This is a genomic window from Geminicoccus roseus DSM 18922, assembly GCF_000427665.1.
Classification (GTDB): domain Bacteria; phylum Pseudomonadota; class Alphaproteobacteria; order Geminicoccales; family Geminicoccaceae; genus Geminicoccus; species Geminicoccus roseus.
In genome coordinates, this window is the sequence record NZ_KE386572.1 from 5095005 (window position 1) to 5113109 (window position 18105).

The 18105-nt window shown below is 69.8% G+C and carries 16 protein-coding genes; 15 read left to right on the plus strand and 1 reads right to left on the minus strand.

Annotation, left to right across the window (positions count from 1 at the left end):
• Positions 1–62: 62 nt before the first annotated feature.
• The 14 genes from GEMRO_RS0124900 to GEMRO_RS0124965 all read left to right on the plus strand — a co-directional run bounded on the left by GEMRO_RS0124900 (position 63) and on the right by GEMRO_RS0124965 (position 15996).
• On the plus strand, positions 63–2117 hold the full coding sequence (locus GEMRO_RS0124900) for a molybdopterin-containing oxidoreductase family protein (protein ID WP_027136187.1): 2055 nt from the start codon (positions 63–65) through the stop codon (positions 2115–2117).
• 129 nt (positions 2118–2246) lie between these two features.
• A complete protein-coding gene (locus tag GEMRO_RS0124905; protein WP_027136188.1) occupies positions 2247–4589 on the plus strand; it encodes a glucose/quinate/shikimate family membrane-bound PQQ-dependent dehydrogenase in 2343 nt (780 codons plus the stop codon).
• Positions 4590–4609: 20 nt separating this feature from the next.
• On the plus strand, positions 4610–5587 hold the full coding sequence (locus GEMRO_RS0124910; protein ID WP_035485976.1) for a cytochrome c oxidase subunit II: 978 nt from the start codon (positions 4610–4612) through the stop codon (positions 5585–5587).
• Positions 5584–8112 (plus strand): cytochrome c oxidase subunit I, encoded by a 2529-nt coding sequence (gene ctaD, locus GEMRO_RS0124915; protein ID WP_027136190.1) that lies wholly within the window; start codon positions 5584–5586, stop codon positions 8110–8112. The genes GEMRO_RS0124910 and ctaD overlap by 4 nt, the downstream gene beginning before the upstream one ends.
• Before the next feature lie 11 nt (positions 8113–8123).
• A complete protein-coding gene (locus GEMRO_RS0124920) occupies positions 8124–8492 on the plus strand; it encodes a hypothetical protein (protein WP_027136191.1) in 369 nt (122 codons plus the stop codon).
• A complete protein-coding gene (locus GEMRO_RS0124925) occupies positions 8492–9130 on the plus strand; it encodes a cytochrome c oxidase assembly protein (RefSeq protein ID WP_035485979.1) in 639 nt (212 codons plus the stop codon). The genes GEMRO_RS0124920 and GEMRO_RS0124925 overlap by 1 nt, the downstream gene beginning before the upstream one ends.
• Positions 9127–10218 (plus strand): c-type cytochrome, encoded by a 1092-nt coding sequence (locus GEMRO_RS31730; protein WP_051329455.1) that lies wholly within the window; start codon positions 9127–9129, stop codon positions 10216–10218. The genes GEMRO_RS0124925 and GEMRO_RS31730 overlap by 4 nt, the downstream gene beginning before the upstream one ends.
• A gap of 163 nt (positions 10219–10381) precedes the next feature.
• Positions 10382–10693, plus strand: a complete 312-nt coding sequence (gene rplU / locus GEMRO_RS0124935; RefSeq protein ID WP_027136193.1) for a 50S ribosomal protein L21 — start codon at positions 10382–10384, stop codon at positions 10691–10693.
• 99 nt (positions 10694–10792) lie between these two features.
• The gene (gene rpmA / locus GEMRO_RS0124940) at positions 10793–11062 is read left to right on the plus strand and encodes a 50S ribosomal protein L27 (RefSeq protein ID WP_027136194.1); all 270 of its coding nucleotides are present in this window, start codon (positions 10793–10795) and stop codon (positions 11060–11062) included.
• A gap of 78 nt (positions 11063–11140) precedes the next feature.
• Positions 11141–12175: a GTPase ObgE gene (gene obgE / locus GEMRO_RS0124945; protein ID WP_027136195.1), complete on the plus strand. Its 1035-nt coding sequence runs from the start codon at positions 11141–11143 to the stop codon at positions 12173–12175.
• Positions 12176–12183: 8 nt separating this feature from the next.
• Positions 12184–13281: a glutamate 5-kinase gene (gene proB / locus GEMRO_RS0124950; protein WP_035488028.1), complete on the plus strand. Its 1098-nt coding sequence runs from the start codon at positions 12184–12186 to the stop codon at positions 13279–13281.
• A 12-nt stretch (positions 13282–13293) separates the two neighbouring features.
• The gene (locus GEMRO_RS0124955) at positions 13294–14562 is read left to right on the plus strand and encodes a glutamate-5-semialdehyde dehydrogenase (RefSeq protein ID WP_035485982.1); all 1269 of its coding nucleotides are present in this window, start codon (positions 13294–13296) and stop codon (positions 14560–14562) included.
• 169 nt (positions 14563–14731) lie between these two features.
• The gene (locus GEMRO_RS0124960) at positions 14732–15259 is read left to right on the plus strand and encodes a sigma-70 family RNA polymerase sigma factor (protein ID WP_051329456.1); all 528 of its coding nucleotides are present in this window, start codon (positions 14732–14734) and stop codon (positions 15257–15259) included.
• Positions 15259–15996 carry an anti-sigma factor gene (locus GEMRO_RS0124965; protein WP_157505738.1) on the plus strand — a complete coding sequence of 246 codons (738 nt, stop codon included), beginning with the start codon at positions 15259–15261 and terminating at the stop codon, positions 15994–15996. Before GEMRO_RS0124960 ends, GEMRO_RS0124965 begins: the two co-directional genes overlap by 1 nt.
• A gap of 27 nt (positions 15997–16023) precedes the next feature.
• Here the strand turns inward: GEMRO_RS0124965 and GEMRO_RS0124970 are convergent, their stop codons facing one another.
• A complete protein-coding gene (locus GEMRO_RS0124970; protein WP_084507576.1) occupies positions 16024–17445 on the minus strand; it encodes an aminotransferase-like domain-containing protein in 1422 nt (473 codons plus the stop codon).
• A 185-nt stretch (positions 17446–17630) separates the two neighbouring features.
• Here GEMRO_RS0124970 and GEMRO_RS0124975 point away from each other — a divergent pair, with 185 nt between their 5' ends.
• Positions 17631–18053: a DUF983 domain-containing protein gene (locus GEMRO_RS0124975; RefSeq protein WP_051329458.1), complete on the plus strand. Its 423-nt coding sequence runs from the start codon at positions 17631–17633 to the stop codon at positions 18051–18053.
• The last annotated feature ends 52 nt before the right edge of the window (positions 18054–18105 follow it).

Sequence of the window (18105 nt, forward strand, 5' to 3'; positions counted from 1 at the left end):
TCAATGGCAGGCGCGCCTGCAAGCGGCTTGAACGCTGCCCGCCGCGCGACCATCCTGCCGCCATGAGCGAGATCCTTCCCACCACCTGCCCCCATGACTGCCCGTCGGTCTGCGCCCTGGAAGTCGAGCGGCGCGCCGACGGCAGCATGGGCAAGATGCGCGGCTCCAGCCGCAACCCGTACACGGCCGGCACGCTGTGCGTGAAGGTGAGCCGCTACGCCGAGCGCTACCACCACAAGGACCGGCTGGCCTACCCGATGGTCCGGACCGGGCCGAAGGGCAGCGGCCAGTTCCAGCGGATCTCCTGGGACGAGGCGATGGACCGGGTGGCCGAAGGGCTGCTGGCGGCCGAGCGCGAGCACGGTGCCGAAGCGGTCTGGCCCTATTTCTATGCCGGGACCATGGGCTACGTGCAGCGCGACGGCATCGAGCGGCTGCGCCACGCCAAGAAGTACAGCCGGCAGCAGAGCACGTTCTGCGTGACCCTGTCCGATGCCGGCTGGCGGGCCGGCTACGGCAAGCGCTGGGGCGTCTCGCCGGTGGAGGCCGGCGAGCATGCCGGGATGTGGCTGATCTGGGGCACCAACCCGGTCCACACCCACGTCAACATGATGAACCACATCGCCAAGGCGAAGAAGCGCGGCGCCAAGGTGGTGGTGGTCGACGTCTACCGGACCGGCACCGCCGACATTGCCGACGTCCATCTTGCGCCCAGGCCTGGCACCGACGGGGCGCTGGCCTGCGGCATCGCCCATGTGCTGTTCGCCGAGGGCTTCGCCGATCGAGCCTTCCTGGCCCGCTTCGCGGACCTGCCCTATGACAGGCTGGAGGAGCATTTCGCCGCGCGGACGCCGGAATGGGCGGAATCGATCTGCGGGGTGCCGGCCGAGCGGATCCGCGAGGTGGCCAGGCTCTATGGCGGGACGCAGGCGTCCTATCTGCGGGTCGGCTACGGCTTCACCCGGCAGAAGAACGGCTCGGCCGCCATGCACGCGGTGTCCTGCCTGCCGGTGATCACCGGCGCCTGGCAGCACCAGGGCGGCGGCGCCCTCTACTCGATGAGCGACATCTACGGCTTCGACAAGACCATGATCGAGGGCCTGGACGTGCTCGATCCAAGCGTCCGCATCCTCGACCAGTCTCGGATCGGCCCGATCCTGGCGGGCGACCGCCGCGACCTGGGCGACGGCCCGCCGGTGACCGCCCTGTTCATCCAGAACACCAACCCGGCCCTGGTCGCCCCGGAGAGCGGCCTGGTCCGCCAGGGCTTCCTGCGCGACGACCTGTTCACCGTGGTCCACGAGCAGTTCATGACCGACACGGCGAAGCTCGCCGACATCGTCCTGCCCGCCACCATGTTCGTCGAGCACGACGACCTCTACACCGCCAGCGCCCATGCCACGGTGCAGGTCACCCGCAAGCTGTTCGAGCCGTTCGCCGAGTGCCGCAGCAACCACCAGGTCATCTGCGACTTGGCCGGCCGGGTCGGCGCGGACCATCCGGGTTTCCACATGAGCGAATGGGCGCTGATCGAGGACATGCTGGCCCGCAAGAACATGCCGGATGCGCAGGCCATCTACGAGAGCGGCGGCCATGACGTGCTGTCCAGCCATGCCGGCGGCCATTTCCCGGACGGCTTCGCCACGCCGGACGGCCGCTTCCGCTTCGCCCCGCCCTGGCACGAGATCGGTCCCCGCCACCACTCCATGCCGGCGCTGCCCGACCATCAGCCGGTGATCGAGGACGCGAGCGACGAGCATCCGTTCCGGCTGGTGGCGGCACCGGCCAGGCAGTTCCTGAACTCCAGCTTCACCGAGATGGAGAGCGGCCGCGCCCGCGAGATACGCCCGACCGCCCTGCTCCATCCGGACTCGATGGCGGGCCTGGGACTGGGCGACGGCGACCCGGTGCTGGTCGGCAACCGGCGCGGGACCGTGCGGGTCCACGCCAAGGGACGCACCAGCCAGCATCCGGGCACGGTGGTGATCGAGGGGATCTGGCCCAGCGAGGGCTTCGCCGACGGCACCTGCGTCAACACGCTGATCTCGGCCGAGCCCGGCTTCCCCAATGGCGGCGGCGCCTTCCACGACACGGCGGTATGGGTGCGCGCCGGCTGATGGCGTCTTCGCGCAAGGCCTGCCGGAACAACCTGCGCCCGTGAACGTTGGACTGGGATCAGCAGCAGCAGCTTCGGCAGCTTTTTACCGGTGCTGCGCTGCCGTCCTGGATCCCGCGTTCCGGAGCCGTTGATGATCGTCGCCACGGCCGTGGTCTTCCTGTTGATCGGCCTGGCCCTGGCCTTTGGCGGGGGCTGGCTGCTCGCGATCGGCGGCTCCTGGTACTACGTGCTGGCGGCGCTGGGCTTCCTGGTCACGGCTGGCCTCCTGCTGCGCCGCCGCCCGGCTGCGTTGTGGGTGCACGCCCTGGTCGTGCTGGCGACGATGGCCTGGGCGGTCTGGGAAGTGGGCTTCAACTGGTGGCAGCTGGCGCCAAGGGGCGACGTGGTCGTCCCGCTCGGGATCTGGCTCCTGCTTCCCTGGATCACCCGCAGGCTCACCGGCGGCGCGGCAGCGCGCCCGCCCGGGCCCCTGCATGGCGGCGGGCTGGCCATGGCCATCACCCTGGTCCTGGCGGTGGGGCTTGGCGGCTACGCCTATCTCACCCCTTCCAACGAGCAGCGGGGCACCCTGCCCGAGGCGGCGGTCGCAGACTTTTCGGCCTTGGCGGAAGGCGTCCCTCCGGGCGAGTGGCATGCCTATGGGCGGACCGGCGCTGGCCGTCGCTACGCGCCGTTCGACCAGATCACGCCGGCCAACGTGGACCAGTTGGAGATCGCCTGGACCTACCAGAGCGGCGACGTGCGCCGGCCGGACGATCCCAACGAGACGACCTACGAGGTCACCCCTCTCAAGATCGACGACACCCTCTATCTCTGCACGCCGCATAATTTCGTGATCGCACTGGACGCCGAGACCGGGGAAGAGCGCTGGCGGTTCGACCCGCAGGTCCCGGACGACACCAACCGGCAGCACCTGACCTGCCGCGGCGTCTCCTACCATGTCGATCCGGATGCCGCCGAAGGCGCTTCCTGCGCCCAGCGGATCTTCATGCCGACCGCCGACGCCCGCCTGATCGCCCTCGATGCCAGGACCGGCCAGGTCTGCCCCGGCTTTGGCCAGAACGGGCAGATCGACCTCTGGGAGAACATGCCCCACGTCCAGTCTGGCTTCTATTACTCGACCTCGCCGCCCGTGGTGACGAAGGGCCTGATCGTGATCGGCGGCGCCGTGAACGACAACGTCTCGACGACCGAGCCCGCCGGCGTGATCCGCGCCTACGACGTCGATACCGGGGCCCTGGTCTGGAACTTCGACCCGGGCCAGCCCGGCAGGACCGAACCGATCCCCTCTGGGGAAACCTACACACCCAGCACCCCGAACAACTGGACCATCTCCAGCGTCGACGAGGAACTGGGCCTGGTCTACGTGCCCCTGGGCAATGCCCCGCCGGACCAGTTCGGCGGCAACCGCACCCCGCAGGACGAGCGCTTCTCCTCCTCGATCGTGGCCCTGGACCTTGCCAGCGGCGAACTGCGCTGGGTCTTCCAGACGGTCCACCACGACCTCTGGGACATGGACGTGCCGGCCCAGCCCTCGCTGGTCGATCTGGCGATGCCGGAGGGCACTGTGCCGGCCCTGGTGGCCCCGACCAAGCAGGGCGACATCTACGTCCTGGACCGGCGCAGCGGCGAGCCGGTGCTGCCGGTCCGGGAAGTGCCGGCTCCGCAGGGTGCTGCGCCTGGCGACTTCACCGCACCCACCCAGCCGGTTTCCGCCCTGTCCTTCCAGCCGCCGCCTTTGACCGAGCAGGACATGTGGGGCGGCACGATGTTCGACCAGCTGGCCTGCCGGATCGCCTTTCGAGGCTACCGCTACGAGGGCCGCTACACCCCGCCGTCGCTCCAGGGCAGCCTCGTCTATCCGGGCAATTTCGGGGTGTTCAACTGGGGCGGCATCGCGGTCGACCCGGTCCGGCAGGTCCTGTTCGCCACGCCTTCCTACCTGGCCTTCACCTCAAGGCTGATCCCGCGCGAGAACGAGCAGGAAAACTACGTTTCCGAAGGCGAGCCCGGGCTGAACGAGAATTATGGAGCACCCTATGCCGTGGAGCTGGCGCCGTTCACCTCGCCCCTGGGCCTGCCCTGCCAGGCTCCTCCCTGGGGCTATGTCGCTGGCGCCGACCTGCGCACCGGCGAGATCGCCTGGATGCACAAGAACGGCACGGTGCGCGACCGCTCTCCGGTTCCCCTGCCCTTCGAGATGGGCGTCCCCGACCTGGGCGGCCCCATCATCACTGCCGGTGGAGTAGCCTTCATGAGCGGTAGCCTGGACTATTATGTCCGCGCCTTCGACCTCACCACCGGCCAGGAGCTTTGGCGGGATCGGCTGCCCGCGGGCGGCCAGGCGACGCCGATGAGCTATGCCGGGTCCGATGGCGCGCAATACCTGCTGGTGACGGCCGGGGGCCACGGCTCGCTCGGCACCAAGGCCGGCGACCACTTCATCGCCTACCGTCTCCCCCGCTCGTGAGTGGCCCGACCCTCCCCGCAATGATCCGGACGTCCAGGCATCGCCGCCTCCTTTGGCCGGTCGCGCTGCTGGCCCTGGCCGGCTGCAGCGGTCCCCAGTCCGCCCTCGATCCGGCCGGTGTCGAGGCCGAGGAGATCGCGACCCTGTTCTGGCAGATGCTGGCAGGTGCCGGGGTCATCTGGACGCTGGTCCTGGGCACCGCAATCTACGCCTCGCGCAGCGACCAGCGTCTTTGGAGCGAGCGCCGGGCGCTCAACATGATCCTGTGGGCCGGCGCGATCGTGCCGACCCTGGTGCTGGCCGGCCTGCTCGCCCATGGCCTGCGGCTGATGCCGCTCCTGCGCGCCGAGGGGAGCGATCTGCGGATCGAGGTCGCAGGCGAGCGCTTCTGGTGGCGGGTCACCTACCTGCGCGACGGGCTCCCCTCGGTGGTTACCGCCAATGAGCTGCGCCTGCCGGCCGGGGCGGACGTGGAGGTGGTGCTCACCACCACCGACATCATCCATTCCTTCTGGATCCCGTCGATCAGCGGCAAGACCGACATGATCCCGGGGCGCACCAACCGGCAGATGCTCCGCCCGACCCGGCCAGGGATCTACCGGGGTGCCTGCGCCGAGTTCTGCGGCAGTTCCCACGCGCTCATGGCGATGTCGGCCGAGGTCATGGCGCCTGACGCCTTCGCGCGATGGCTGGAAGCCGAGGCCCGCCCCGCCGTTCCATCTGGCGCCCGCGGCGAGCAGGTCTTCCTTCAGAACGGCTGCGGCGCCTGCCACGCCGTGCGCGGGATCAGCGACGGCGCCGCGATCGGCCCGGACCTCACCCATCTGGGCAGCCGCCACACCGTGGGCGCCGGCATCCTGGACAACACGCCCGAGAACATCGCCCACTTCGTCGCGCATACCGAGGCGCTGAAACCGGGGGTGCGGATGCCCCCCTACGACATGCTGCCGGAGGACGACCTCGTCGCCCTGGCGACCTGGCTGGGTAGCCTGCGATGAGCGAAGCGACGATGAGCGAACAGGCCGACCTCGAGCGCCGCCGCGGCCAGGAGGAGCGGCTGGGCAAGGTCTGGGCGACGCCCAAATCCTGGCGCTACTGGTCGGCGGTGAACAACACCGAGGTGGGGGTCTGGTACACCGCCACCTCGTTCTTCTTCTTCCTGTTCGCCGGTGCGCTGGCGCTGGTGATGCGCAGCCAGCTGGCGGTGCCGGAAAACGACCTCGTCTCGGCAGGGTTGTACAACCAGCTCTTCACCCTGCACGGCACGATGATGATGTTCCTGTTCGCCGTGCCGATCTTCGAGGCAGTGGCGATCGTGGTCCTGCCGCAGATGCTGGCGGCGCGCGACCTGCCGTTCCCGCGCCTGTCCGCCTTTGGCTACTGGTGCTTCCTGATCGGCGGGGTGTTCGTCGCCGGCTCGATCTTCTTCAACGCCGCCCCCGACGGCGGCTGGTTCATGTACCCGCCGCTCACTACCGACCCCGAGCTGAGCGGGATCGGCGCCGACATCTGGCTGCTGGGCCTGTCGTTCATCGAGGTGGCCTCGATCGCCGCGGCGGTGGAACTGATCGTCGGCGTGCTGAAGTGCCGGCCGCCCGGCATGCGGATCAACCTGATCCCGCTCTACTGCTGGTACATCCTGATCGTCGCGGGGATGATCCTGTTCGCCTTCCCGCCCTTGATCGCCGGCGACATCCTGTTCGAGCTGGAGCGGATGTTCGACTGGCCGTTCTTCGACCCGGCGCGCGGCGGCGACCCGGTGCTCTGGCAGCACCTGTTCTGGATCTTCGGCCATCCCGAGGTCTACATCGTCTTCCTGCCCTCGATCGCGCTCCTCGCCATGATCGTGCCCACCTTCTCGCAGCGGCCGATCATCGGCTATGGCTGGATCGTGCTGGCCGCGGTCGGAACCGGGTTCCTCAGCTTCGGGCTGTGGGCCCACCACATGTACACGATCGGCATGCCCGCGATCTCGCTGGGCTTCTTCTCGGCCGCCTCCGAGGCCGTGGCGATCCCGACCGGGGTGCAGATCTTCGTGTTCGTCGCCACGATGCTCGCCGGCAAGGTGATCTTCGCCATCCCGATGCTGTTCGCGACCGGCGCGCTCGCGATCTTCGTGTTCGGCGGTCTGACCGGGGTCATGGTGGCGCTGGCGCCGTTCGACTGGCAGGTCCACGACAGCTACTTCGTGGTCGCCCACCTGCACTACACCCTGATCGGCGGGATGTTCTTCCCGCTGATGGCCGGGATCTACTACTTCTACCCGTTCATGACCGGCCGCCTGCTGTCGGTCCGCCTGGGCAAATGGGCGTTCTGGCTGATGTTCGCCGGGTTCAACATCGCCTTCCTGCCGATGCACTTCACCGGCCTGCGCGGCATGCCCAGGCGGGTGTTCACCTATCCGGCGGATCTCGGCTTCGACGTGCTGAACCTGGTCTCCACGGTCGGCGCCTTTGTCATGGCGGCGGGCGTCCTGGTCGTGACCTTCGACCTGATCCGCCCGCTCGCCAAGAAGCTGAAGGCCGCCCACAACCCCTGGAACGCCGGCACGCTGGAATGGGCGCCGCTCGATCCGGGCAATCCCTGGGGCATCCGCTCGGTACCGGTGATCACCAGCCGCTATCCGCTCTGGGAACAGGAAGGCCTGGCCCGGCAGATCGCCGAGGGACGCTTCTACCTGCCCGACGCCAAGGAGATGAAGCGCGAGACGCTGATCACCACCGTGCTGGATGCGGAGCCGGTCCAGGTCCTGCGCCTGCCCGGCCCGTCGTTCCTGCCGATGATCGCCGCCATCTTCGTGGGCGGCTCCTTTATCGCCGCCACCTTCCACTGGTGGATTTCCGCGGCACTGTCCGGCGTGGTCGGCATCGGCGTGATCATGGCGTGGCTGTGGACCGGCACCGCGATGATCCCGGAGAAAGCCAGCAAGGATGCCGGCCTGGACGCTGAGCTGCCGCTCTACAAGTCCGGGCCGCAATCGGTCGGCTGGTGGGCAATGTTCATCACCATGGTCGGCGACGGCACCGCCTTCGCCAGCCTCGTGTTCGCCTACTACTTCTACTGGACGATCCAGCCGGACTTTCCGCCCCCGGACGCAACCGGCCCCGGCCTGACCTACCCGCTGCTGGCCGCTGCCGTGGCCTTCGGCGCATGGCTCTGCATGGTCCGGGCGCGGGCGGTCAACCGTGGCGGCAGCGAGCGCCGGGCAGCCCAGCTGATGGCGACCAGCGTCCTGCTCGCCCTGGCGAGTGCCGCCCTGCTGCTCTACGCGCCCTGGACCACCGGCCTGGTCCCCACCCGCGACGTCTACGACGCCACGGTCTGGGTGCTGGTGCTCTGGTCGGCGATCCATCTGGTGGTGGGCGTGCTGATGCAGGGCTACTGCATCGCCCGCAGCCTCGCCGGCAAGCTGACGGCCCGGCACGACATCGATCTGCAGAACGTCGTGCTCTACTGGCATTTCGCCGCGATCACCGCGATCGTCACGGTCATGGTGATCGCCCTGTTCCCCCTGGTGGCGTGAGGGCGACGCGGATGTTCTGGCGCGAGAAGGCCAATCTCTGGACGCTGATCACCCCGCCCACCGTCTGGGCGCTGCATTTCCTGTTCTGCTACGTCGTGGCGGCCATCGCCTGCGCCAAGTTCGGCCGCGCGGCAGACCTGGACGGCACCCGGATCGTCATCGCGGTGGCGACTGTCGCCGCTGCCGGCCTGATCGTGGTGGCCGCCGTGACCGCCAGGCACCACTGGAGCATCGGCTCGGAACTGCCGCCCTATGACGAGCCGACCAGCCAGGACCGCGAGCGCTTCCTGGGCGTCTCGACCTTCCTGGTGAGCTGCCTGAGCTTCGTCGGCGTGATCTTCGTCGCCATGCCGGCCCTGTTCATCTCGGACTGCCGCTGATGCGCTGGCCCTTTCTTCTGGCAGGCATTCTCATGCTGGCCTTGGTCTGGGGCGGCCCGCTCCAGGCGGTGGCCGGCCATGGCTTCGCCGCCCACATGGCGATGCATATGGGCGTGGTCGCGGTGGCGGCACCGCTGATGGCCGCCAGCATCGCCGGGACGCGGGTCGACCCCTCGCCCGGCCGCCCGCTTCTGTTCGGTCCGCTGCCCGCCTCGCTGGTCGAACTGCTGGTGGTCTGGGGCTGGCATGCGCCGGGACCCCACGAGGCGGCCCGCAGCCATGCCGGGATGTTCGCCCTGGAGCAGGGCAGCTTCCTCCTGTCCGGGCTGCTGGTCTGGATCGCCTGCCTGGGCTTTGCCGCCAGCGGCCGCGCCGGCCGCAGCCTGCTCGGCACGCTCGGCCTCCTGCTCACCTCGATTCACATGACCCTGCTGGGCGCGCTCCTGGCCTTCGCCACCCGCCCGCTCTACGACCATGGCGGCCATGCAATGCCGGACCACCAGCTCGCCGACCAGCAGGTCGGCGGCATCATCATGCTGCTGGTGGGAGGCGCCTCCTACCTCCTGGGCGGCCTCGTCCTGATGGCGAGGCTGTTCCGCGAGCCGACCGGCGCCGGCGCTCGGGGAGCGCCGTCATGACGATCAGGTTGCGCTACCTGGTCTGGGCGGCCCTGGCGCTGGCTCTGGCGGGACTCGTCGTCGCCTGGTCCGGCCTCATCAGCGTCGGCGCCAGCTCCGGCCACTGGGCGATCACCAACGTTGCCCTGCACTGGGCGATGCAGCAGTCGGTGGAGACCAGGGCCCTGTCGGTGGAGCCGCCGCCGAACCTGGACGACCCGGCCCTGGTGCGCCGCGCCGCCCGCCATTTCGAGACGAGCTGCGCCTTCTGCCATGGCTCTCCGGCGCGGGACGGCCGGGCCCTGCCGCAGCAGATGACCCCGCCACCGCCGCTGCTGACCCGTTCCGCCGAGGAGTGGACCGCCTCCGAGCTGTTCGTGATCGTCAAGCATGGGGTGAAGTTCAGCGGGATGCCCGCCTGGATCTCCCTGGCCCGGGACGACGAGGTCTGGGCGATGGTGTCGTTCCTGCGCGCCCTGCCCCGCCTGGATGCCGCCAGCTACCTGTCTCTCGTGGGCGTTCCGCCGGAGGGCGCGGCGGCAACCGGCGACCCGGTGATCCAAAACTGCATGGCCTGCCACGGCGCCGATGGCGGCAGCCAGGACGGTGCCTTCCCGGTCATTGCCGGGCAGCGCCTAGCCTATCTGCGCGAGAGCCTGCACGCCTTCGCCGACAAGCGGCGGGAGAGCGGCATCATGCAGTTCGCCGCCGCCGGCCTGTCCAGGGACGATCTGGAGCGTGCGGCCCGCTACTACGCGGCACTGCCGGCACCGGAACCGGCAGGCCCGGAGCGCCCGGGATCCGCGGAGGGCCAGGTGATCGCCACCAGGGGCCTGCCGGAGGCGCGGGTTCCGCCATGTGGCCGGTGCCACCGCCGGGGCGAGGTGGAGAACCCGGTGTTCCCGCTGCTGGACGGTCAGGAGGGCTGGTATCTGGAGGCGCAGTTGCATCTCTGGAAGGACCATGCCCGCGGCGGGACCCGCTACGCGCATCTCATGGACAAGGTCGTGCCCGGCCTTTCCCCGGCGGATATCGAGGCGGTCGCCGCCCATTTTGCGGCGCAGTCCTGGCGGCCCGCCGAGCCCGCCCGGGAGGAGGCCGCCAAATAAGCTCGCTGATCCAATGAGTTGCCGTTCCTGCCCCGTGGCGGTCACGCCATGAAGCTGAACGTTGACATGCCGATGACCATGGCTATAGTCCGCGCACCGTCCGGGTAGCCATATCCGGCGTGCCGTGTTGTTCGGCACGTTCCGACCGCAGGATCTTCGTCCCATGTACGCAGTCGTTAAGACCGGCGGCAAGCAGTACCGCGTGACCCCCAACGAGGTCATCCGCGTCGAACTGCTGCCCGTGGAAGCCGGTGCAACCGTTGAGCTCACTGAAGTCCTGATGGTCGGTGGTGACTCTCCCGTCGTTGGTTCCCCGCTGGTCGCGGGCGCGAAGGTGACCGCCACGGTCCTGGAGCAGGACAAGGACGACAAGATCATCGTCTTCAAGAAGCGCCGCCGGAAGCACTACCGCCGCCGCACCGGCCATCGCCAGATGAAGACCGTGCTGCGCATCCAGGAGATCGTCGCGGCCTGATGGCCGGATGATCGGAACGCTTTCGGGCCTTGGCCCTTTCTCGTTAATGAGCATCGTTTCCGGCCGCAGTCGGCGACGATCCAGGAGTGGAGACATCCCATGGCGCATAAAAAGGCCGGTGGTTCTTCGCGGAACGGTCGTGATTCGGCCGGCCAGCGCCTCGGCGTGAAGAAGTTCGGCAGCGAGTCGGTCGTGTCGGGCAACATCATCGTCCGCCAGCGCGGCACCAAGTGGCACCCCGGCAACGGCGTGGGCCTCGGCCGCGACTACACGATCTTCGCCGTCCAGGACGGGCAGGTGAAGTTCCATGACGGCCCGAAGGGCCGCAAGTACATCTCGGTCGTCCCGGCCAAGGAAGCTGCTGAGTAACTCCGGTTCCTCTCTTCTTCCGAAGATGACGTGACGGCCGGGGCTCCCCCCGGCCGTTTTCTGTTTGGAAATACGACGATGCGCTTCCTCGACAGCGCCAAGATCTGGGTCCAGTCCGGCCATGGCGGCGCCGGGTGCGCATCGTTCCGCCGCGAGAAGTTCATCCCGGACGGCGGTCCGAACGGCGGTGACGGCGGCAAGGGCGGCTCGGTGATCGTGATCGCCACCAGCGATCTGAACACCCTGATCGACTACCGCTACGCCCAGCATTTCCGGGCGCAGCGCGGCCAGAACGGCATGGGCTCCGAGCGCCACGGCAAGAACGGCCAGGACACGGTGCTGAAGGTGCCGGTCGGCACCCGCATCCTTGCCGAGGACAAGGAGACCATCATCGCCGACATGGTCGAGGACGGGCAGCGCCTGGTCCTGTGCCGGGGCGGCGACGGCGGGCGCGGCAACCAGCATTTCAAGAGCTCGACCAACCGGGCGCCCCGGCGGACCGAGCCCGGCTGGCCCGGCGAGGAACGCTGGATCTGGCTGGAGCTGAAGCTTCTGGCCGATGCCGGACTGGTGGGGCTGCCCAATGCCGGCAAGTCGACCTTCCTGTCGGCCTCCTCGCGCGCCCGGCCCAAGATCGCCGACTACCCGTTCACCACGCTCGAGCCCAAGCTCGGCATGATCGAGTTCGACCACGACACCTTCGTGCTGGCCGACATCCCCGGCCTGATCAAGGGCGCCTCGGAAGGGGCGGGCCTGGGCGACCGTTTCCTTGGCCATGTCGAGCGCTGCGGGGTGCTGATCCACCTGATCGACGGCACCGACAGCAAGATCGTCCAGGCCTACAAGACGATCCGCAAGGAACTGGAGCTCTACGGGCACGGCCTGGTCGACAAGCCCGAGATCGTCTGCCTGAACAAGGTCGATGCGCTGAGCAAGGAGCAGCTGCGCCGCAAGGCCGCCAGCCTGGAGGAGGCTTGCGGCCAGAAGCCGGAGCTGATCTCGGCGGCCACCGGCGCCAATGTCCGGCCGGTGCTGCTGCGGGCCCACGAGCTGATCAAGCAGGCCCGAGCCGCGGAAGCGGCGGAAAAGGCCAAGGTGCTGGAGGTCTCGTGACCTCGCCGATGCTGGCGCGCCGTCTGGTCGTCAAGGTCGGCAGCTCGCTCCTGGTCCAGCCCGACGGCGACATCCGCCAGCCCTGGCTGGATTCGCTTACCCACGACATCCAGCGCCTGCGCGCCCGCGGCACCGAGGTGATCGTGGTGAGTTCCGGCGCGATCGCGCTCGGGCGGCGGGTGCTGGGGCTGCCGGCGGGGCCTCTGCCCCTGGAGCAGAAGCAGGCCGCCGCCGCCGCCGGGCAGATCAGGCTGGCCGGCGCCTGGGCGGCGAGCCTCGGCGCCCATGGCCTGCCCGCGGCGCAGATCCTCCTGACCCTCGACGACACCGAATCGCGCCGCCGCTACCTCAACGCGCGCTCGACCTTCGCGGCCCTGCTGAACCAGCGTGCCGTGCCGGTGGTGAACGAGAACGACACGGTGGCCACCACCGAGATCCGCTTTGGCGACAACGACCGGCTTTCCGCGCGGGTCGCGGTGATGGCCTCGGCCGAGACCCTGGTGCTGCTGTCCGACGTGGACGGGCTCTACACCGCCGATCCGCGCCGCAGCCCCGATGCCCGCCATTTGCCGGTCGTGGAGGAGATCACGCCCGAGATCGAGGCGATGGCCGGCGGCGCCGGCTCCGTGGTCGGCACGGGCGGCATGGTCAGCAAGCTGGTGGCGGCCCGGATTGCGACCCATGCCGGCTGCGCGGTGCTGCTGGCGCGCGGCGACGCCCTCCATCCCCTGGACGCCGTGGAGCAGGGCGCGCGCTCGAGCCTGTTCGTCGCCAAGGCCAGCCCGCACGGCGCGCGCAAGCACTGGATCGCGGCCGCCCTTGGCGTCACCGGGGTACTGCGGGTCGACGAGGGCGCCGCCCGGGCGCTGGTCGCCGGCCGCTCCCTGCTGCCGGCGGGCGTCCGCACGGTCGAGGGCCGGTTCGAGCGCGGCGACGCCGTCCTGATCCGCTCGATCGACGGCCGCGACCTCGCCAAGGGCCTGGTCGCCTACGACGCCGACGACGCGGCGCGGATCGTCGGCCTGCGCAGCGACGACATCGAGCGCACCTTGGGTTATCGTGGCCGCGACGAGCTCATTCACCGCGACGATCTGGTCCTGTTGTAGGGAGTTTGCCTGATGGCCGAGACCGATGCCGTCGACCTGGTGCAGCGGATCGGCCGCCGGGCCAAGGAGGCTGCCGCCGTGCTGGCCCTGGCGCCGCGCGGCGTCAAGGATGCCGCCCTGCATGCCGCCGCCGCTGCCCTGCGCGCTGGCCAAGCGAGCATCCTGGAGGCCAATGCGAAGGACATGGCGGCCGGCGAGGCCGCCGGGCTGAGCAAGGCGCTGCTGGACCGGCTGCTCCTGACCCCTGCACGGGTCGAAGCAATGGCCGCCGGCCTGGAGGTCGTGGCGGAACTCGAGGATCCGGTCGGCCGTGAGCTGGCCCGCTGGCGCCGGCCGAATGGCCTGGACATCGCCCGGGTGGCGGTGCCCCTGGGCGTGGTCGGGGTGATCTACGAGAGCCGTCCGAACGTCACCGCCGATGCGGCGGCCCTGTGCCTGAAGGCCGGCAACGCCGTGATCCTGCGCGGCGGCTCCGACAGCTTCCACAGCTCGCGCGCCATCCACGCGGTCATGGCCAGGGCGATCGCCGAAGCCGGCCTGCCCGCCGACGCCGCCCAGATGATCCCCACCACCGACCGGGCCGCGGTGGGCGCCCTGCTGCAGGCCAGCCAGCATGTCGACGTGATCGTGCCCCGGGGCGGCAAGTCGCTGGTGGCGCGGGTCCAGAACGAGAGCCGGGTGCCGGTGTTCGCCCATCTGGACGGCAACAACCATACCTATCTCCACGCCAGCGCCGATCCGGACATGGCGCGCGAGATCGTGCTGAACGCCAAGCTGCGCCGCACGGGCGTCTGCGGTGCCACCGAGACCCTGCTGGTCGACCGCGCCGCCGCCGCCCGCCTGCTGCCGTCGATCCTGGATGAGCTGGCCGCCCGTGGCTGCGAGATCCATGGCTGCGCGGAGACCCTGGCGCTGTGGTCATGCGCGTTGCCGGCCACCGAGCAGGACTGGGGCACCGAATACCTGGATGCGGTGCTGGCGGTGAAGGTCGTGGCCGGCATCGACGAGGCCATCGGCCATGTCGGCCTGTACGGCAGCCACCATACCGACTGCATCGTCGCCCGCGACGCCGACGCCGCCGAGCGCTTCCTGGCGGAGGTCGACAGCGCCATCGTCACCCACAACGCGTCCACCCAGTACGCGGACGGTGGCGAGTTCGGCTTCGGCGCGGAGATCGGCATTGCCACCGGCCGACTTCATGCACGGGGGCCGGTCGGGCTGGAACAGCTGGTGACCTACAAATACCTGGTCCGCGGCACCGGGCAGTGCCGCCCGGGCTGACCGGCTGCATCTGTTTGGCCCCGGCTGCCGTAAGGTTGGTCGAAGCGACACATTGCTGAGACAAGTTCATGGGCCCGCTTGGCGTCGGGGCGCCAGCGCCCTATGTCGTCCGTAGATGCGAAGCGCGAATACTACGACGCCCTCGGGCGCCGATGGCACCGACGATCTGTTGGATGACCTGCTCGTCAGAGCCGGCCGACAGGATGCCGAGGCATTCAAGAAGCTGTATGCTGCTACGTCTTCGCGACTTCTGGGTGTCGCCTTGAGGATCGTCCGCCGCCGCGAGGTTGCCGAGGACGCGCTGCATGATGCATTCGTGCGGGTCTGGTGGCACGCCGCGCGCTTCGATCCTGCCCGCGGTCAGGCGATGGGCTGGATGATCACCATCGTGCGCAACAGCGCAATCAACCATCTGAGGCGGACCACCCGGGAGGTCCCGCTGGTGAGCGGCGACCAGGACGACGAGCAGGACCTGCTCGACCGGATGGCGGCCGTCCCAGGCGTCGACCCCACCGACCGGATCGGCCTCGCCCGCTGCCTGGAGGAGCTTGAGCCCGCGCCGCGCCAGTGTGTGGTGATGGCGTTCGTTGATGGCTGGAGCCATGAGGATCTCGCCGAGCGGCTCGGCCATCCGCTTGGCACCGTCAAGAGCTGGATCCGGCGCAGCCTCTCCCGCCTGCGGGAGTGCCTGGGCTGATGATGAGCGGATCCGGCGAGGAGCGCGACGAGCTGGAGATCGATGCCGGCGAGTTCGTGCTGGGCACGCTCTCGGCCGACGAGCGGATGCGCTTCGAGATGCGCCTGCGCACCGACCGTCGGGCCCAGGCGGCGGTGGCCTACTGGGAGCGGCGGCTAGCGCCCTTGGCCGGGCTTGCCCAGACGGAGGAACCGAACCCTGCCCTGTTCGAGCGGATCGAACGGACCATCAAGCACCAGGCCCGTCCGGCCCGCGGGCGGATCATGGTGCCGCTGCACCGGCGGATCTGGAACAGCGTGTCGATCTGGCGGGGCGTGGCGCTCGGGACCAGCCTGGCTGCGGCAGCCCTGGCCGGCCTGCTGGTGATCCGGCCGATCCCGCAGGAGGCGGGACCGTCCTATGTCGCGATCCTGGACAACGCCGAGGGGGCGCCGGTCTGGCTGGTCACCGCCGATCCGGCCGCGAGCACCGTGTCGGTGGATGCGGTGGGACAGGCGCCGGACGACACCAGGGTTCCGGAGCTCTGGCTGATCTCGGAAGGTGCGCCAGCGCCGGTCTCGCTGGGCCTGCTCCAGCCGGATACTCGAACCCGGACCATCCTGGATCCGTCGCAGCTGGCCGATCTTCGCCAGGGTGCGGTCCTGGCGGTGTCGCTGGAACCGCCGGGCGGCTCGCCGACCGGCGCTCCCACGGGCCCGGTGGTCCAGCAGGGCCAGATCGTCCCCTACCTGCCCTAGAAGCCGGATCCCGGCTGTCCAGGTCCGTCAGATGACCGGGCGGTGCATGCCGGATGGGGGCTCGTCCAGGAGTTGGCCCAGCCGGTGCAGCGCTTCGGCCAGGGCCGGCCGGCTCGATGGCGCGCCCAGCGAGACGCGGACCGCCTCCAGCTCGACATGGCCGACTGCAAAGGCGCTGCCCGGCATGACCGCCAGCCCGGCACGGGCGGCGTGACCAGCGAACGCCTCGGCCGACCAGCCCGAATCCAGCTCCAGCCAGAGATGGTGGCAGGTCGGCACGGCCGCGAACCGCGCGCCGCTCAGGGCCTGGACCGCCAGCCGCTGCCGGATCGCATTCTCCGCGCGGATCGCTTCGACGATCGCGGCCAGGGTGCCGTCGCCAATCCAGCGCGAGGCCAGGGCCGTCATCAGGGGCGGCGCCATCAGGCTGGTCGCCCGCAGCATCGCCGTCAGCCGGCGGGCCCCTGCCCGGCTTGGCGCCAGGACGAAGGCGGTGCGCAGGGCCGGCGTCGCGCATTTGGACAAGGTGTCGACGTGCCAGACCAGATCCGGCGCCAAGCTCGCCAGGGAGGGCAGGCCGTCGCCGGCCAGCTCGGCATAGGCGTCGTCCTCGATGATGGGCACCCCATGATCGGCCGCGACCCGGGCGACCGCCTGGCGCCGCTCCGCCCCCATGGTGGCAGTGGTCGGGTTGTCCGCCGCCGGGACCAGATAGAGGGCCTTTGGCCGCTGCGCGCGGCAGCAGGCGGCAAACGCGTCGGGAAGGATCCCCTCCGCGTCCATCGGCAGCGGCCAGAGCACGATCCCGAGCTGGGACGCCACCGCCTTCAGCCCCGGATAGGTGAAGGTCCCGGCACAGAGGATGTCGCCGGGCGCAAGCAGCAGGCGCGCCAGGGCATGGAGGACGCTCTGCGCTCCGGCCGCCACCAGCACGCACTCGGGCGGCACGTCGTCGTGGCGCCGGCCCAGCCACCGCGCCGCCGCGAGACGGTCCTGCTCGGCTCCGGCGGTCTCCTGGTAGTGCAGATGCGCCATTCCGGCCGGCGTGGCCAGCATTGCGGCGAGGTCGGCCGGGATCCGCTCCGCCAGGCGGGCCGCCGCCGGCTGCGGCGGGATGTTCATGCTGAGGTCGACCAAGGCGCCGGCGTCGGCCGGATCGGGCGCGAGCGATGCCCTGGCGCCCGCGGCGACAAAGCTGCCGCGTCCCGCGCTGGCCTCGATCAGGCCGAGCCCGCCGGCCTCGCGCAGGGCCCGGGTCACCGTGGTGAGATCGACGCCCAGCTGGGCGGCGATGTCGCGCTGCGGCGGCAGGCGGTCACCCGGACGAAGCTGGCCGGAACGAATCCCTTCCACGAGCGCTTCCAGGATACCCCGTGCCTTTGGCCCTGTCCGACCCTGGAGGGTCGGCCGCCAAGGCGGAAGGTCGGTGGCTCGCAGAGGCCTGGCCATGGTCAACGATGTTCCATGCGGGACGGGCAGAAGGTCGCGCCTGGCTCGGAATCCGGACAGCCGCCCTTGGTCGGAGCATATTGTATGGCTATATCCCGGACAACGCCACCTTATTGTATGGTTCAAAGCGCCTGCTCCTCCATACAACCAGCCGGGCCGAGGCCGGGCAGAGGGATCCGTCGCACATGCAGCACGCCGCGCAGTCCACCCACACCCACGAATCGGGCTGGACCGAAACCAGCAGCCCGATGCGGACCGGGATCCGCGGCCGCTGTCCCCGCTGCCAGCAGGGTCACCTGTTCCAGGGCTATCTGAAGCTCGCCAAATCCTGCGAGGTGTGCGGCCTGGACTATTCCTTCGCCGACCCGGCCGACGGGCCGGCCTTCTTCGCCATGTCGATCGTGGGCGTCCCGGCCCTGGTGATGGCGGTCTGGCTCGACCTTGCCTTCGACGCGCCCTACTGGGTCCAGCTGGTCACCACCTTCCCGCTCGCGATCCTCGCCTGCATGGCCCTGCTGCGCCCGTTCAAGGGCTGGCTGGTCTGCTCCCAGTACTTCCACCGGGCTGGCGAAGGCCGTCTGGTCGGGCCGGACGAGCGCGAGCGCTGAGCGGCATCTTGCGCTTGGCGACCGGATAGGGTCGGTTGCCGCCACGCCACGA

What these genes read in the sequence shown, in the direction of transcription:
- obgE (WP_027136195.1), top strand. Translation starts at nt 11,141, where the DNA reads ATGCGCTTCCTCGACAGCGCCAAGATCTGGGTCCAGTCCGGCCATGGC.
- rplU (WP_027136193.1), top strand. Translation starts at nt 10,382, where the DNA reads ATGTACGCAGTCGTTAAGACCGGCGGCAAGCAGTACCGCGTGACCCCC.
- proB (WP_035488028.1), top strand. Translation starts at nt 12,184, where the DNA reads ATGCTGGCGCGCCGTCTGGTCGTCAAGGTCGGCAGCTCGCTCCTGGTC.
- GEMRO_RS0124975 (WP_051329458.1), top strand. Translation starts at nt 17,631, where the DNA reads ATGCAGCACGCCGCGCAGTCCACCCACACCCACGAATCGGGCTGGACC.
- GEMRO_RS31730 (WP_051329455.1), top strand. Translation starts at nt 9,127, where the DNA reads ATGACGATCAGGTTGCGCTACCTGGTCTGGGCGGCCCTGGCGCTGGCT.
- GEMRO_RS0124920 (WP_027136191.1), top strand. Translation starts at nt 8,124, where the DNA reads ATGTTCTGGCGCGAGAAGGCCAATCTCTGGACGCTGATCACCCCGCCC.
- GEMRO_RS0124955 (WP_035485982.1), top strand. Translation starts at nt 13,294, where the DNA reads ATGGCCGAGACCGATGCCGTCGACCTGGTGCAGCGGATCGGCCGCCGG.
- GEMRO_RS0124900 (WP_027136187.1), top strand. Translation starts at nt 63, where the DNA reads ATGAGCGAGATCCTTCCCACCACCTGCCCCCATGACTGCCCGTCGGTC.
- GEMRO_RS0124925 (WP_035485979.1), top strand. Translation starts at nt 8,492, where the DNA reads ATGCGCTGGCCCTTTCTTCTGGCAGGCATTCTCATGCTGGCCTTGGTC.
- rpmA (WP_027136194.1), top strand. Translation starts at nt 10,793, where the DNA reads ATGGCGCATAAAAAGGCCGGTGGTTCTTCGCGGAACGGTCGTGATTCG.
- GEMRO_RS0124970 (WP_084507576.1), bottom strand. Translation starts at nt 17,445, where the DNA reads ATGGCCAGGCCTCTGCGAGCCACCGACCTTCCGCCTTGGCGGCCGACC.
- GEMRO_RS0124965 (WP_157505738.1), top strand. Translation starts at nt 15,259, where the DNA reads ATGATGAGCGGATCCGGCGAGGAGCGCGACGAGCTGGAGATCGATGCC.
- GEMRO_RS0124910 (WP_035485976.1), top strand. Translation starts at nt 4,610, where the DNA reads ATGATCCGGACGTCCAGGCATCGCCGCCTCCTTTGGCCGGTCGCGCTG.
- ctaD (WP_027136190.1), top strand. Translation starts at nt 5,584, where the DNA reads ATGAGCGAAGCGACGATGAGCGAACAGGCCGACCTCGAGCGCCGCCGC.